The 13,671-nt window shown below is 67.0% G+C and carries 18 protein-coding genes and 2 pseudogenes; 9 read left to right on the top strand and 11 right to left on the bottom strand.

Going from position 1 to position 13,671, the window contains the following annotated elements; translation table 11 throughout:
* Positions 1-6: 6 nt before the first annotated feature.
* Both N416_RS0119505 and N416_RS0119500 read left to right on the top strand, forming a co-directional pair.
* Positions 7-702 carry a cutinase family protein gene (locus N416_RS0119505; protein ID WP_024443775.1) on the top strand — a complete coding sequence of 232 codons (696 nt, stop codon included), beginning with the start codon at positions 7-9 and terminating at the stop codon, positions 700-702.
* A gap of 58 nt (positions 703-760) precedes the next feature.
* A complete protein-coding gene (locus N416_RS0119500; RefSeq protein ID WP_024443774.1) occupies positions 761-1,396 on the top strand; it encodes a cutinase family protein in 636 nt (211 codons plus the stop codon).
* 66 nt (positions 1,397-1,462) lie between these two features.
* Here N416_RS0119500 and truA read toward each other — a convergent pair whose 3' ends face one another.
* From truA to infA, 8 genes are all read right to left on the bottom strand, one after another.
* Positions 1,463-2,341 carry a tRNA pseudouridine(38-40) synthase TruA gene (truA, locus tag N416_RS0119495; RefSeq protein ID WP_024443773.1) on the bottom strand — a complete coding sequence of 293 codons (879 nt, stop codon included), beginning with the start codon at positions 2,339-2,341 and terminating at the stop codon, positions 1,463-1,465.
* The gene (gene rplQ / locus N416_RS0119490; protein WP_024443772.1) at positions 2,313-2,873 is read right to left on the bottom strand and encodes a 50S ribosomal protein L17; all 561 of its coding nucleotides are present in this window, start codon (positions 2,871-2,873) and stop codon (positions 2,313-2,315) included. The genes truA and rplQ overlap by 29 nt, the downstream gene beginning before the upstream one ends.
* 75 nt (positions 2,874-2,948) lie before the next feature.
* Positions 2,949-3,992 (bottom strand): DNA-directed RNA polymerase subunit alpha, encoded by a 1,044-nt coding sequence (locus N416_RS0119485; RefSeq protein ID WP_019738182.1) that lies wholly within the window; start codon positions 3,990-3,992, stop codon positions 2,949-2,951.
* A gap of 126 nt (positions 3,993-4,118) precedes the next feature.
* Positions 4,119-4,724, bottom strand: a complete 606-nt coding sequence (gene rpsD, locus N416_RS0119480) for a 30S ribosomal protein S4 (protein WP_024443771.1) — start codon at positions 4,722-4,724, stop codon at positions 4,119-4,121.
* A 15-nt stretch (positions 4,725-4,739) separates the two neighbouring features.
* The gene (gene rpsK, locus N416_RS0119475) at positions 4,740-5,150 is read right to left on the bottom strand and encodes a 30S ribosomal protein S11 (RefSeq protein WP_024443770.1); all 411 of its coding nucleotides are present in this window, start codon (positions 5,148-5,150) and stop codon (positions 4,740-4,742) included.
* A 5-nt stretch (positions 5,151-5,155) separates the two neighbouring features.
* Positions 5,156-5,530 (bottom strand): 30S ribosomal protein S13, encoded by a 375-nt coding sequence (gene rpsM, locus N416_RS0119470; RefSeq protein ID WP_024443769.1) that lies wholly within the window; start codon positions 5,528-5,530, stop codon positions 5,156-5,158.
* A 179-nt stretch (positions 5,531-5,709) separates the two neighbouring features.
* Positions 5,710-5,823: a 50S ribosomal protein L36 gene (gene rpmJ / locus N416_RS22900; protein ID WP_003879483.1), complete on the bottom strand. Its 114-nt coding sequence runs from the start codon at positions 5,821-5,823 to the stop codon at positions 5,710-5,712.
* Between the two features lie 54 nt (positions 5,824-5,877).
* Positions 5,878-6,099: a translation initiation factor IF-1 gene (gene infA / locus N416_RS0119460; protein ID WP_003418601.1), complete on the bottom strand. Its 222-nt coding sequence runs from the start codon at positions 6,097-6,099 to the stop codon at positions 5,878-5,880.
* A gap of 403 nt (positions 6,100-6,502) precedes the next feature.
* On the opposite strand from infA, the gene N416_RS0119455 reads away from it, so the two are divergent.
* Genes N416_RS0119455 through rfbC form a run of 5 tightly spaced genes read left to right on the top strand, consistent with a single transcriptional unit; the run spans position 6,503 to position 11,006 of the window.
* A complete protein-coding gene (locus N416_RS0119455; RefSeq protein WP_024443768.1) occupies positions 6,503-6,997 on the top strand; it encodes a hypothetical protein in 495 nt (164 codons plus the stop codon).
* A 21-nt stretch (positions 6,998-7,018) separates the two neighbouring features.
* Positions 7,019-8,509, top strand: coding sequence for a flotillin family protein (locus N416_RS0119450; protein ID WP_036458659.1), 1,491 nt, complete (start codon positions 7,019-7,021; stop codon positions 8,507-8,509).
* A 23-nt stretch (positions 8,510-8,532) separates the two neighbouring features.
* Complete coding sequence (locus tag N416_RS0119445) at positions 8,533-9,390, top strand: LLM class F420-dependent oxidoreductase (RefSeq protein ID WP_024443766.1); 858 nt, start codon at positions 8,533-8,535, stop codon at positions 9,388-9,390.
* A 43-nt stretch (positions 9,391-9,433) separates the two neighbouring features.
* Positions 9,434-10,441, top strand: coding sequence for a dTDP-glucose 4,6-dehydratase (gene rfbB, locus N416_RS0119440; RefSeq protein WP_024443765.1), 1,008 nt, complete (start codon positions 9,434-9,436; stop codon positions 10,439-10,441).
* Between the two features lies 1 nt (position 10,442).
* Positions 10,443-11,006, top strand: coding sequence for a dTDP-4-dehydrorhamnose 3,5-epimerase (gene rfbC, locus N416_RS0119435; protein ID WP_024443764.1), 564 nt, complete (start codon positions 10,443-10,445; stop codon positions 11,004-11,006).
* 21 nt (positions 11,007-11,027) lie between these two features.
* Here the strand turns inward: rfbC and N416_RS23385 are convergent.
* Positions 11,028-11,141: pseudogene (locus N416_RS23385) on the bottom strand (aldehyde dehydrogenase family protein); the annotation flags it as partial.
* A gap of 105 nt (positions 11,142-11,246) precedes the next feature.
* On the bottom strand, positions 11,247-11,873 hold the full coding sequence (locus N416_RS0119425; RefSeq protein ID WP_024443763.1) for a TetR/AcrR family transcriptional regulator: 627 nt from the start codon (positions 11,871-11,873) through the stop codon (positions 11,247-11,249).
* 208 nt (positions 11,874-12,081) lie between these two features.
* Here N416_RS0119425 and N416_RS21920 point away from each other — a divergent pair, with 208 nt between their 5' ends.
* Together N416_RS21920 and N416_RS0119415 are read left to right on the top strand one after the other, a co-directional pair.
* Positions 12,082-12,699, top strand: coding sequence for a hypothetical protein (locus N416_RS21920; protein ID WP_081654633.1), 618 nt, complete (start codon positions 12,082-12,084; stop codon positions 12,697-12,699).
* On the top strand, positions 12,696-13,382 hold the full coding sequence (locus tag N416_RS0119415) for a hypothetical protein (protein ID WP_024443761.1): 687 nt from the start codon (positions 12,696-12,698) through the stop codon (positions 13,380-13,382). Before N416_RS21920 ends, N416_RS0119415 begins: the two co-directional genes overlap by 4 nt.
* A gap of 75 nt (positions 13,383-13,457) precedes the next feature.
* On the opposite strand, the pseudogene N416_RS24075 reads toward N416_RS0119415, so the two are convergent.
* A pseudogene (locus N416_RS24075) lies at positions 13,458-13,671 on the bottom strand (hypothetical protein); the annotation flags it as partial.

Genomic DNA, 13,671 nt, shown 5'->3' with positions numbered 1-13,671 from the left:
TCGGGTATGCGTTTTGTTCAGCTGAGCAGCATTTTTTCCGCGACATTGATGGCAGGCGCACTGCTGACGCTTCCGGCAGTAGCGCCGAGCGTCGTCCCGGTGGCGACCGCCTACGACTGCCCGGACGTCGAGGTCATCTTCGCCCGCGGCACCAGCGAGCCCCCGGGCGTCGGCCGCGTCGGCCGGGCCATGATCGACTCGCTGCGCCAGCAGACCTCCAAGAAGGTCGACGAGTACGCGGTCAACTACCCCGCCGGCCGGCTGCAGCTGGGTGGCGGCGACGGCGCCAACGACGTGATCAAGCGGGTCAAGGCGGCGGCTGAAGTCTGCCCGGACACCCAGCTGGTGCTGGGCGGCTACTCGCAGGGCGCCTCGGTCATCGACATCGTGACCGGCACCCAGGTCGGCGGCATCACTTGGGGCAACCAGCTGCCGGCGCAGTACGCCGACCAGGTGGTGGCGGTGACCACGTTCGGTAACCCTGCCGACCGCACCGGCGGACCGATCAGCGTGCAGAGCGCCCTGTTCGGTTCGAAGGCTCTCGACCTGTGCAACCCGGGTGACCCGATCTGTCACGAGGGCCCCGGCAACGAGTGGACCGATCACACCGACGGCTACATCCCGGCGCTGACCAGCCAGGCGGCGAACTTCATCGCCGGCCGGCTGCGGGCTGCGGGCCCGGCGCCGACGCTGGCGCCGTGACGGGACCCACCCGTTTTAGTTAGCTCATCAAGGCTTATTTTCGCTACTATCGTTCACCATGAAGGCATTCCGCGTCCTGGCGGCAGGGGTCGCTGCCGCAGCGCTGCTGATGGACCCCACCGCGTCATCGACGCCGACCGCCTCGGCTGACGGTTGCCCCGATGTCGAGGTGGTGTTCGCTCGCGGCACCAGCGAGCCGCCGGGCCTGGGTCGGGTCGGCGACGGCCTGGTCAGCGCTTTGCGGAACCGGACGTCCCGATCGGTCGGCGCCTATGCGGTCAACTACCCGGCCAGCTATGACTTTGGCCGGGCCGCCGACGGCGCCAACGACGCCAGCGGCCACATCATGTGGATGGTGGAGAACTGCCCGGGCACCCGCCTGGTCCTCGGCGGCTACTCGCAGGGCGCGGCGATCATCGACATCGTGGCGGCGGCACCGGTGCCGGGCTTCGGTTTCACCGCGCCGCTGCCCCCCGAGGCCGCCGACCACGTCGCGGCGATCGCGGTGTTCGGCAACCCGTCGAACAAGATCGGGCAACCGCTGACCAACAGTCCGGTCTACGGATTCAAGACCATCGACCTGTGCACCGATGGCGACCCGGTCTGCTCGCCTGGGCGCATGTTCTCCGCGCACTCCGGCTACACACCGGGCATGACCAATCAGGCCGCTTCGTTCGTCGCCGGCCTGCTGTAGCGCTGTCGGGCGTTCTCGCAGGACAGGTTCGAGTAGCCACCTGCGTTCAGCACGATCTCGCGACGATCAGCAGGGCTTCCGCAGATCCCGGGTGATGATCGTGCGCGCCCCCAGCTGATCGTCCGGCGGGTAGTCGACGCCGACCAAGGTCAGCCCGCGGGCGGGTGCGGCGGTGAAATCGCTGGATCGGCGCTGCGCGTTCAGCAGATCGGCGCACCAGGCGGCATCGCGCCGGCGCTCACCGACCGCCAGCACCGCCCCGACCAGGGAACGCACCATCGACCAGCAGAACGCGTCGGCGCTGACGTGCGCAGTGACCAGATCACCGTCGCGAACCCAGTCCAGACGCTGCAGGTCGCGAATGGTGGTTGCGCCCTCGCGGTGCCGGCAGAAGGCCGCAAAGTCATGCAGCCCCACCAGAGTCCGGGAGGCCTCGGCCATCGCGTCGACGTCCAGCGGACGCGACCACGCGGTGATGTAGCGGGCCTGCTGCGGCACCACCCCGTACGCAGCGGTCGACAACCGGTAGGTGTAGTGGCGGCGCAGCGCCGAGAACCGGGCATCGAACTCAGCGACGGTGCGCTGCACCCGCAGCACCCGCACGTCGATCGGCAGGAAGCGCGACAATCGCCGGGTCAGCGCCAGGAACTCCGGCTCGCCGTACCGCCGGGTCCGCGAATAGGCATGCGGTAGCGCCGAAACCGGAACATCGAGGTGGGCCACCTGCCCGGTGGCGTGCACACCCGTATCGGTACGTCCGGCCGCGAACAACCGCACCGGAGTGCGGAACACGGTCGTCAGAGCCTCGTCGAGAACTCCGGCGACCGTGCGCTGTCCCGCCTGAACCGCCCAGCCGGCGAATTCCGTGCCGTCGTAGGCGATGTCGAGCCGAAGCCGGACGACTTCGGCCGTACCGTCAGGACTCGTCGGTACCCTCGGCCGCATCGGTGGCCTCAGCAGCGTCGGTGGCCTCGGTCGCCTCGGCGGCCGGCTCTTCGACCGTCTCGTCAGCCTCGACGGCCTCAACCTCAGCGGGCTTCTCGGCCTTCTCGGTCTTGGAGGCAGCCTTGTCCGCCTTGGCCGCAGCGCGGCGAGCGCGGTCAGCCTCCGACGTCACGGTCTTCTCCCGAACCAGCTCGATCACGGCCATCGGGGCGTTGTCACCCTGACGCGGCTCGACCTTGATGATCCGGGTGTAGCCACCGCTGCGGTCCGCGAAGTGCGGGGCGATCTCGGCGAACAGCGAGTGCACCACGTCCTTGTCGCGGATCTTCTTGAGCACCTCACGCCGGTTGTGCAGCGTGCCCTTCTTGGCGTGGGTGATCAGCTTCTCGGCGTACGGCCGCAATGCCCGCGCCTTCGGCTCGGTGGTCTTGATCCGGCCGTGAGTGAACAGCGAGGTGGCCAAGTTGGCCAGCAGCGCCTTCTGGTGCGAGGACTTTCCGCCGAGGCGGGGGCCCTTGGTGGGCTTGGGCATTGCGACTTCTCCTAAATGGGGCCGACCCCCGTGTCAGGTAGGGCCGGGACGGCTCTCTTATCGAGAGGTTGGGCGTTACAGCTGTTCGGTTTCGGCGTAGTCCTGCTCGTCATAACCGGCGTCGGCCGACCAGGTGCCGGTGGCAACGTCGTAGCCCGCCACCTGCGACGGGTCGAAGCTGGCCGGGCTGTCCTTGAGCGACAGGCCGAGCTGGTGCAGCTTGACCTTGACCTCGTCGATGGACTTCTGACCGAAGTTGCGGATGTCGAGCAGGTCGGACTCGGTGCGAGCGACCAACTCCCCGACCGTGTGCACACCCTCGCGCTTCAGGCAGTTGTAGGACCGCACGGTCAGGTCCAGGTCGTCGATCGGCAGCGCGAACGAGGCGATGTGGTCCGCCTCGGCCGGCGACGGGCCGATCTCGATGCCCTCGGCCTCGACGTTGAGTTCCCGCGCCAGACCGAACAGCTCGACCAGGGTCTTACCGGCCGAGGCCAGCGCGTCTCGCGGGCTGATGGAGTTCTTGGTCTCCACGTCCAGCACCAGCTTGTCGAAGTCGGTGCGCTGCTCGACACGGGTCGCCTCGACCTTGTAGGTCACCTTGAGCACCGGCGAATAGATCGAGTCGACCGGGATGCGGCCGATCTCCGCGCCCGACACCTTGTTCTGCACGGCCGGGACGTACCCGCGGCCGCGCTCGACGATCAGCTCGACCTCGAGCTTGCCCTTGTCGTTCAGGGTGGCGATGTGCATGTCTGGGTTGTGCACCGTCACGCCGGCCGGCGGAACGATGTCACCGGCGGTGACCGCACCCGGGCCCTGCTTGCGCAGGTACATGGTGACCGGCTCGTCCTCTTCGGACGAGACCACCAGGCCCTTGAGGTTCAGGATGATGTCGGTGACATCTTCCTTGACCCCGGGGACCGTGGTGAACTCGTGCAGCACACCGTCGATGCGGATGCTGGTGACCGCCGCGCCGGGGATCGACGACAGCAGGGTACGACGAAGCGAGTTGCCCAGGGTGTAACCGAATCCCGGCTCCAGCGGTTCGATGACGAACTGCGACCGGTTGTCGGCCACGACCTCTTCGGACAGGGTCGGACGCTGAGAGATCAGCATGGTGTTCTTTCTCCTTCTGGCACCCGCTATTTGATGCCGCTCGGTTGTCTCGCGGCGATCCGCTTCGCCCGGCTACGCCGCGCTCGCGGATCCCCGCGGGGACTCGGGGTCGGACCCCGAGTTGTCTTACTTCGAGTAGAACTCGACGATCAGCTGCTCGGTGAGCGGAACGACGATCTGAGCCCGCTCGGGCAGCTGGTGGACCAGGATGCGCTGACGCTCCCCGACCACCTGCAGCCAGCCCGGGATCGGACGGTCGCCGGCGACCTCACGGGCGATCTGGAACGGCACCGTGTTGAGCGACTTGTCCTTGACGTCGATGATGTCGTACTGCGCCACCTGGTAGCTGGGCACATCGACCTTCACACCGTTGACGGTGAAGTGGCCGTGGCTGACCAGCTGACGGGCCATCCGACGGGTGCGGGCCAGGCCGGCGCGGTAAACCACGTTGTCCAGCCGGCTCTCCAGGATGCGCAGCAGTTCTTCGCCGGTCTTGCCGCCGCGACGGACAGCTTCCTCGTAGTAGCGACGGAACTGCTTCTCCATCACGCCGTAGGTGAAGCGAGCCTTCTGCTTCTCCTGCAGCTGCAGTCGGTATTCGCTCTCCTTGACCCGGGCGCGGCCGTGCTGGCCGGGCGGGTAGGGCCGCTTTTCGAATGCCTGATCGCCGCCGATGAGGTCAACGCCGAGACGGCGGGACTTGCGGGTGGCGGGTCCGGTGTAACGAGCCATGTTGTTTCAGTCCTCCTAGACCCGACGCCGCTTGGGCGGACGGCAGCCGTTGTGCGGCTGCGGGGTGACATCGGAAATCGCGCCAACCTCGAGGCCGGCGGCCTGCAGCGAGCGGATCGCGGTCTCACGACCCGAACCCGGGCCCTTGACGAACACGTCGACCTTCTTCACGCCGTGCTCCTGCGCCTTGCGGGCAGCGTTCTCGGCGGCCAGCTGCGCAGCGAACGGGGTGGACTTACGCGAGCCCTTGAAGCCCACGTGGCCCGACGACGCCCACGCGATCACGTTGCCCTGCGGGTCGGTGATCGTCACGATCGTGTTGTTGAAGGTGCTCTTGATGTGCGCGGCACCGTGCGGGATGTTCTTCTTTTCCCGCCGCCGAGTCTTCTGGCCCTTCTTGGGCCCGGTCGCTTTCTTGGTTGCCATGGGTCTTACCTGGCCTTCTTCTTACCGGCGATGGTGCGCTTCGGGCCCTTGCGGGTGCGCGCGTTGGTCTTGGTCCGCTGGCCACGCACCGGCAGGCCGCGACGGTGCCGCAGACCCTGGTAGCAGCCGATCTCAATCTTGCGACGGATGTCGGCCTGCACCTCGCGGCGCAGGTCGCCCTCAACCTTCAGGTTGCGCTCGATGTAGTCACGCAACTGGGTGAGCTGGTCGTCAGTCAGGTCCTTGCTGCGCTGGTCCTTGTCGATACCGGTCGCGGCCAGGATTTCGTTGGAGCGAGTACGGCCGATGCCGTAGATATAGGTCAGCGCGATCTCCATGCGCTTATCGCGCGGCAGGTCGACGCCCACAAGTCGAGCCATGGGGGCATGCCCCTTTCATCTTCGTCACGGAGGTTGTGATCCCAGCCCGTTCCCGGCCAACTGCTCCGGGGCCCGGCCTCCGATCCGGGCGTGTGTGGGCGGCCTATCCGCTCACTGGTACTGGGAGGTCTGCATTCAGTTGTGGCTGTGCCCGACCAGGCCGGGCAGGGTACGAGCTGCTAGCCCTGGCGCTGCTTGTGGCGCGGGTCCGAGCAGATCACCATGACCCGGCCGTGCCGACGGATCACCCTGCACTTGTCGCAGATCGGCTTGACGCTGGGGTTCACCTTCACGGCTGCTGTGGTCCTGTTCTAATCGCTGGTTGACGTACTTCGGGCGGTCGGGAGCTACTTGTACCGATAGACGATGCGTCCCCGGGACAGGTCATAGGGAGACAACTCCACGACCACCCGGTCTTCCGGCAGGATACGGATGTAGTGCTGCCGCATCTTGCCGCTGATGTGGGCGAGCACCTTGTGACCGTTCTCCAGCTCAATGCGAAACATCGCATTGGGCAGGGGTTCGACCACTCGACCCTCGACCTCGATTGCACCGTCTTTTTTGGCCATTACTCTCCGGCGATCCTCCGTGTCTGACTTACTTGTCGCATGTGCATGCGCCCGCCTCGGCGCAGCATCGACTACGACTGCAAAACGTGGGCCGGTGACAGAAAATTCGAGGTAGAACCCCAAGAATCTCAGACTGGACACGCAAGAGCCGACGCGGACGCCGCACCGTCGACCTACGATACCCGCATCCGCCTCCCACGCCAAAATAGCGGGGATCTCTGCCGCGGCCCCAGCTTCGCCTCTCCTGCGTCGAGCCTCGCTAAACCGCGGGGTTCAATGCCGCGGCCCCAGCTTCGCCTCTCCTGCGTCGAGCCTCGCTAAACCGCGGGGTCCATACAGCAGCAGCATGCGAGGATGACCTGACGATCGGTGTAGTGGCGCCCTTCGACCTGCAGGAGGAGTCATGACGGCGGTGTACCTGGCGGCATTCGCCGTCGGCGCGATCGCCCTGCTCACCGCCTTGCTGTTGACCGATATCGGGCACGACGGGATGCCTTTTCTGAGCCTGACCGGAATGTCCGCCGCCCTGGTCGGAACGGGTGCCGGCGGGTTGGTGGGGACCTGGGCCGGGTTCAATGCCGTGCCCGCGGCCGCACTGGGCCTGGGCACTGGAGCCACGCTGGTCTTCATCCTGCATGGCGTGGTGCTGCCCTATCTGCACCGGCAGGAATCCAATTCCCAGCACGCACGGTCGGCCTACATCGGCCTGTTGGGCACGGTGACGATCGACGTACCGCCCGGCGGGTGGGGTGAGATCGCCTTCGTCGATCCCGACGGCAACCGGGTCCGGTCCCGCGCGATCAGCCCGGAGCCGCAGGCACTCACCAAAGCCACCCGCGTCTACATCGCCGATGTCGACGCCGATTACCTGCACGTCGTCGCAGTACCCACTCAGTAACCAGCTGGAGAGGCAGTAATCGTGTCGCTTGTCTTGATCGTGACCATCGCCACCGTCGCAGCACTGCTGTTGCTGGTCGTATTGCCGATGATCTACGTCCAGAACTACATCAAGGTCCCGCCGAACGAGGTCGCCGTGTTCACCGGGCGCGGTCAGCCCAAGGTGGTTCGCGGCGGCGCCAGGTTCCGGATGCCGGGCATCGAACGAGTCGACATCATGTCGCTGGAGCCGTTCAACGTCAGCATCAACCTGCAGAACGCGCTGTCCAACAACGGGGTGCCGGTCAACGTGGAAGCCGTCGGCCTGGTCCGGATCGGCTCGGCCGACGACGCCGTGCAGACCGCGGTGCAGCGCTTCTTGACGTCGGACCTCGACGATCTGCAGCGCCAGATCAATGACATCCTCGCCGGGAGCCTGCGCGGCATCACCGCGACGATGACCGTCGAGGATCTCAACTCCAACCGCGACACCCTGGCCCGCAGCGTGGTCGAGGAAGCCGGGACCGACCTGTCCCGCATCGGCATGGAAGTCGACGTCCTCAAGATCGCCGGCATCTCCGACCGCAACGGCTATCTCGAATCGCTGGGTCAGCGGCGCATCGCCGAGGTGAAACGGGACGCCACGGTCGGCACCGCCGAAGCCGAGCGGGACGCCCAGATCCAGTCGGCCAAGGCCCGTCAGGCGGGAGCGGTCGCCCAGGCCGAAGCCGACACTGCGATCGCCACCGCCAACCAGAAGCGCGACGTCGAGCTGGCCCGGCTGCGCGCCCAGACCGAGGCGGAGAACGCCCAAGCCGACCAGGCCGGTCCGCTGGCGCACGCCCGCGCCGAGAAGGACGTCGGTATCGCCGTCGAGCAGGCCGAGGCCGCCCGGGTGCAGGCCCGCATCGAGGTGGAGCAGCGTCGCGCCGAGCAGGCCCAGGCCGCTCTGCAGGCCGATGTGATCGCCCCGGCCGAGGCGCAGCGCCAGGCCGATGTGGCCCGCGCCGAGGGCCAGCGCCAGGCCGCGATCCTGGCGGCTCAGGCCCAGGCGGAGGCGGCCCGCCAAGCCGGTGAAGCCCAAGCCGACGCGCGCAAGGCGGCCGCCGAGGCGCTGCGGGTGGAGCGCCAGGCCGAGGCCGACGGCGCCAGGGCGAGCCTGGTCGCCGAGGCCGAGGGCACCAAGGCCAAGCTGCTCGCCGAAGCCGAGGGTAAGAAGGAGATCGCCAACGCCCTCAACAGCTACAGCGCGGAGGCGGCCCGAATGCTGATGCTCCCCGATGTGCTGGCCTCGGTCGTTGCGGCCACCCAGGCCGCGGCCGCGCCGCTGTCTGACATCGAGCGGCTGTCGATCGTCGGCGGCGCCGGCGATGCCCAGGATGCGATCGGCGGTCTGCTGGGTATCAGTCCATTGGGCATCGCCAAGGTGCTGGAGACGCTGAAGGCGTCCGGGGTGGACGTCGCGGCCATGCTGCGCCCCAAGGCCGCCGAACCCCCACCGGTCGACAACTCGTATCCGCTGCCCACCGAGTAACTGCGACGAGCACAGGAGTCACGATGTCGGACACGTTCGCACTCAAACCCGACCTGGGCCGCTACGCGGTGTGGACCTTCGGATCCCCCACTCCTGAGCAGGCCGCCGAGATCGAACGCCTGGGCTACGGCGCGATCTGGGTGGGCGGCTCACCGGCCGCCGACCTGGCGTTCGTCGAGCCGCTGCTGGCGGCGACCTCGACCCTGCAGGTGGCCACCGGGATCGTCAACATCTGGTCCGCGCCGGCCGCACAGGTCGCCGAGTCCTATCACCGCATCGAATCCGCCTACCCGGACCGGTTCCTGCTCGGCATCGGTGTCGGTCACTCCGAGGCCACCGCCGAGTACCGCAGCCCCTATGCGGCCCTGACCGACTACCTGGACGCCCTCGATGACGCCGCAGTGCCGAACAGCCGCCGAGTGCTGGCCGCACTGGGCCCCAAGGTGTTGCGGTTGGCGGCGCAGCGCAGCGCCGGGGCGCACCCCTACCTGACCACGCCCGAACACACCGCCAGTGCGCGCGAGCTGGTCGGCCCGTCGGTGTTCCTGGCGCCCGAACACAAGGTGGTCCTGTCCACGGACGCCACCGCGGCCCGCGAGGTCGGACGCGAGGCGGTCGGCTTCTACCTACGGCTGTCCAACTACGTCAACAACTGGCGCCGGTTGGGCTTCAGTGAGCGCGACGTGCGCGCGCCGGGCAGTGACCGGTTGATCGACGCGGTGGTCGCGCACGGCACCGCCGACGAGATCGCCGCGCGCCTGGACGCGCACTTGGATGCCGGCGCGGATCAGGTGACCATCCAGGTGCTGGGCGGCTGGAAGAACCTGCTGCCGACGCTGACCGAGCTGGCCGGCCCACTCGGGCTGACGCCGCGGGCCTAAGCGCAAGCGGGAATCCGGGTCGCACCACCGTTAGGGTTGCCCCATGCATCTGCTGGTCACCGGCGGCGCCGGGTTCATCGGCGCCAACTTCGTGCACAGCACGCTCGCGCAGCGCCCCGGTACCACGATCACCGTGCTCGACGCGTTGACCTACGCCGGCAGCCGCGAATCACTGGCCGATGCCGCTGACCGGATCCGGCTGGTGCAGGGCGACATCACCGATGCCGCACTGGTTGCTGCGCTGGTCGCCGAGTTGAACCCCGAGACCGACGCGGTGGTGCACTTCGCCGCCGAAACCCACGTGGACAACGCCCTGGCCGACCCGGAGCCGTTCCTGCGATCCAACGTGATCGGCACTTTTACCGTGCTGGAGGCGGTGCGCGCCCAGGGGGTGCGGCTGCACCACATCTCCACTGACGAGGTCTACGGCGAACTGGCTCTCGACGACCCGCGCCGGTTTACCGAGACGACGCCGTATCACCCGTCAAGCCCTTACTCATCGACCAAGGCCGCTGCCGACCTGCTGGTGCACTCCTGGGTGCGTTCCTATCGCGTGCGCGCGACGATCTCGAACTGCTCCAACAACTACGGGCCGTATCAGCATGTGGAGAAGTTCATCCCGCGCCAGATCACCAACCTGCTCACCGGGCGCCGGGCCAAGCTGTACGGCAACGGGGCCAACGTCCGCGACTGGATTCACGTCGACGACCACAACAGTGCCGTCTGGCAGATCATGACCGGCGGTCATATGGGGCGCACCTACCTGATCGGCGCCGACGGGGAGCGGGACAACCGCAGCGTGCTGCAGATGATCCTGCGACTGATGGACCACGACCCCGACGACTACGATCACGTCTCCGACCGCCCCGGTCACGACCTGCGCTACGCGATCGACCCGTCGGCGTTGCGCGACGAATTGGGCTGGAAGCCCGAGCACACCGACTTCGAGGCGGGCCTGCGCGAGACCATCGCCTGGTACCGCGCCAACGAATCCTGGTGGGCTCCCCTGAAAGAGGCTGCCGAGGCCCGCTACGCGGAATTGGGGCGCTGACGTGCAGGCGCGCGAGCTGACCATCCCGGGGGCCTGGGAGCTCACCCCGACTCAGCACACCGATTCCCGCGGCGTGTTCTTCGAGTGGTTCACCGACCGGGAGTTCACCGCGTTCGCCGGGCACCGTTTCGACCTGCGCCAGGCCAACTGCTCGGTGTCGAGCGCCGGGGTGCTGCGTGGCCTGCACTTCGCCCAACTGCCGCCCGGGCAGGCCAAGTACGTCACCTGCGTGTCGGGTTCGGTCTTCGACGTCGTGGTCGACATCCGGGTCGGCTCCCCGACCTACGGCCGCTGGGACGCGGTGGTGCTGGATGCCCGGGATCGCCGGTCGGTGTACCTGGCGGCCGGTCTGGCGCACGGATTTGTTGCGCTGGAAGATAATTCGACGGTGATGTATCTGTGCTCAGCCGAATACGATCCGCAGCGCGAGCACACCATCTGCGCCACCGACCCGGCGATCGGGATCGACTGGCCCGACGGTCATCCTCTGGTGCTCTCGGATCGGGACGCGGACGCCCCGTCGCTGGAGCAGGTCCGTGCTGCCGGGTTGCTGCCGGCCTGGTAGTGGCCCTGCCCGACGTGGGGCTCAGGCCAGCGCGATGTACTTGGTTTCGAGGTACTCCTCGATTCCCTCGCCGCCACCCTCCCGGCCCAGACCCGACTCCTTGATCCCGCCGAACGGTGCCGCCGCGTCCGTAGTGAAGATTCGCGTCAGGGTGGTTGCGTCCACGCCGGAATCGGCGATCAAATCGGCCACGACGCCCCCACACGAACCGCTGTCAACGCTACGGCCTGCGGCGGCGGTCTAGCCCTCGGCTTCCAGCAGCAGAGAGTCGAACAAGGCGGTCATGTCATCCATGACGGCCGGACTGGTAGTCGCGGCCGCATGGGCAAACCCATCGACGATGGTACTGATCAGGCGCGCGATCGCCACCGGATCCCGGTCGGCGCGGATCAAGCCGTGATCCTGGCCGTGGCGCACAGCTGCAGTCAGCGTCTCGGCCATAGCGACGGCCTGTTTGGCGAACGCCTCGGTGAGTTCAGGATGACGCCGCGCGTCGATGGGCGCGGTGGCGACGAACCCGGCCAGCGTGGGCGACTCGTGGTTGATCCGCATCGACTCCCCCAGCACCGCATGCAGCAGTCCGCGCACCGAAAGCGGCTGGGCCATCGCGACTTCCGCCGACCGCGCGATGATCTTGCCGTACACGGTCTCACACACGGCGTCGAAGAGTTTGCTCTTGGCCCCGTAGTGGTAGTACACCGCCCCCGCGGTGACACCGGCCAATTCGGCGATCAGACTGTTGGTCGCCGTGCTGTACCCGTACTGGGCGAAACACCGACACGCCGCGTCGATCACCCGCTGCCGGGTATCGCCGCTGTCGATGCCAGCTGGGCGCCCTGGACCGGGTTTCGCTCGCGTGCCACTCACCTGGCCATCATGGCAAACCCCCGGGAAAATCCCGGCTCTGCGCGCCCGGCGTGAGCGGCCCGAACTCGTTGACCACGAAGGTGACGCCTGTTACAAACTATTGGTCCACCAGTCACGACCCGACGCCGGTAGGTCCTCACACGATCCCCCTGCCCTATGGCGGGCCGGTGATGCCGCCGGAGTCCGAACCGCAGCGTCAAGGCATTCCATGGAACTGACAAAGAGCCGACACATGCCGGACACACAGTTGCTGCACCCACCTGAGGCCCGGAAGAAGCCACCCGATATCGACGGCACGGCCACCGGCGGCGGTGACACCCGAGGTGAGACCGCACCGGCATCGCCACAACGCCTGCCGCACCCGGCCCGCGGCTCCGTCGCGCTCCTAGTTCTCGCGCTGGCGGCGTGTTGCGGCTACCGGGGGTGGCAGGACAATAGCCGTCATGATATTCAGGCCGCCGGCGCGGCAACCCAGAAGGCGGCAGAGGACTACACAGTCACCCTGACACCGATCGACAGCAATAACCCGGACACGAACTTCGCGACCGTCCTCGACGGCGTGTCCGGTGAGTTCCAGGACCTGTACCGCCAATCCAGCAGCCAGCTGCGCCAAGTGCTGATAGCGCGCAAAGCGACCGGGCACGGTGTGGTCGTGGACTCGGCGGTCAAATCGGCGACCAGGGATCAAATGGAAGTGCTGCTGTTCGTCGACCAGACCGTGACCAACACCGACATACCGGAGCCACGCATCGACCGCAGCCGCATCGTGATGACGATGCAGCGGCTCGATGGTCAGTGGAAGGCTGCAAAGGTCGAGATGCCATGAATAACAGGCTCGCCGCCGTACGTGATGACTGGATCATGCGATCCATGCTGGCCCGGGTGGGCGACATACCCGAAACGGTGCTGCTGCCGTTACTGCGGCAAGTCGCCGATGATCGCGCGGCGGTCGAGGCCGGATGGCAAGCGGTGAACGCCGGGCGAATCCCCGCCCGGGCCCGGCTGACCGCCCGTGAATCATGGCGCTGCCGCTATGGGCAGTTCGTCCGGGAATTGGAATGGGCCATCACCGGATTGGTGGCGGTAATGCCCAGAGCAGACGTCGAGCAGTTGGTCTCCGACGCGGTGGCCACCCGGCTGCGGAGCTGGCTGCGGTTCCTGCTGCCCGCCTTCGGCACCGTCGGTCTGATCCCTCGCAGGATATATCCCAAGATCATGGACGCCGGGGTGTCCGTGGCGACATTTCTGGTCGGACCGATACACCGGACCGGCGTCGAAGCCGACGGAACACTGGTGTACGAGATCCCGGAATGCGCCATGCATACAGCAACCGGTGCCGTTGTGGCGCAGGAACATTCGTGCCTGATGGCCTGCAAGTCCGCCTGCGAGAAGGTGTTCGACAAGGATTCAGCCATGCCGCTCGAGTTCGACCCGCACCTGCCCGGATTGTCCTGCACGCTGCGCGTTCACCGAGCCACCACTCACCTCAACAGACAGCACCGAATGTGACCAACACCGACACGGCCGACGCCGACCTCACCGTCTAGACCCCCGGCACGAAGAATATGACTACACCATCGACGATTACGCCGGCACGCTGCCAGAGGATTTGCAGGGCATGCTGTACCGCAAGGGCGCCGGCAGGAACAAATTGTCCCAAGTGGTCAGACCCCCACTCCACTTGTCGAATACTCGGGTAGCCACCGCGCGAAACGGCATATTCGGCATATCGGTGTTGTATTCACCGACGAACAGTTCAGAAACAGTCAGCGGACGAAATGGGCAGTGCCCCGTGGGG

This window comes from Mycobacterium sp. UM_WGJ, from assembly GCF_000455125.1.
GTDB lineage: Bacteria > Actinomycetota > Actinomycetes > Mycobacteriales > Mycobacteriaceae > Mycobacterium.
This window is presented reverse-complemented; position numbering and strand designations above follow the sequence as displayed.

Coding starts and splice junctions, on each gene's coding strand:
- N416_RS0119505 (WP_024443775.1), top strand. CDS start 7: ATGCGTTTTGTTCAGCTGAGCAGCATTTTTTCCGCGACATTGATGGCA.
- N416_RS0119500 (WP_024443774.1), top strand. CDS start 761: ATGAAGGCATTCCGCGTCCTGGCGGCAGGGGTCGCTGCCGCAGCGCTG.
- truA (WP_024443773.1), bottom strand. CDS start 2,341: ATGCGGCCGAGGGTACCGACGAGTCCTGACGGTACGGCCGAAGTCGTC.
- rplQ (WP_024443772.1), bottom strand. CDS start 2,873: ATGCCCAAGCCCACCAAGGGCCCCCGCCTCGGCGGAAAGTCCTCGCAC.
- N416_RS0119485 (WP_019738182.1), bottom strand. CDS start 3,992: ATGCTGATCTCTCAGCGTCCGACCCTGTCCGAAGAGGTCGTGGCCGAC.
- rpsD (WP_024443771.1), bottom strand. CDS start 4,724: ATGGCTCGTTACACCGGACCCGCCACCCGCAAGTCCCGCCGTCTCGGC.
- rpsK (WP_024443770.1), bottom strand. CDS start 5,150: ATGGCAACCAAGAAAGCGACCGGGCCCAAGAAGGGCCAGAAGACTCGG.
- rpsM (WP_024443769.1), bottom strand. CDS start 5,530: ATGGCTCGACTTGTGGGCGTCGACCTGCCGCGCGATAAGCGCATGGAG.
- infA (WP_003418601.1), bottom strand. CDS start 6,099: ATGGCCAAAAAAGACGGTGCAATCGAGGTCGAGGGTCGAGTGGTCGAA.
- N416_RS0119455 (WP_024443768.1), top strand. CDS start 6,503: ATGACGGCGGTGTACCTGGCGGCATTCGCCGTCGGCGCGATCGCCCTG.
- N416_RS0119445 (WP_024443766.1), top strand. CDS start 8,533: ATGTCGGACACGTTCGCACTCAAACCCGACCTGGGCCGCTACGCGGTG.
- rfbB (WP_024443765.1), top strand. CDS start 9,434: ATGCATCTGCTGGTCACCGGCGGCGCCGGGTTCATCGGCGCCAACTTC.
- N416_RS21920 (WP_081654633.1), top strand. CDS start 12,082: ATGGAACTGACAAAGAGCCGACACATGCCGGACACACAGTTGCTGCAC.
- N416_RS0119415 (WP_024443761.1), top strand. CDS start 12,696: ATGAATAACAGGCTCGCCGCCGTACGTGATGACTGGATCATGCGATCC.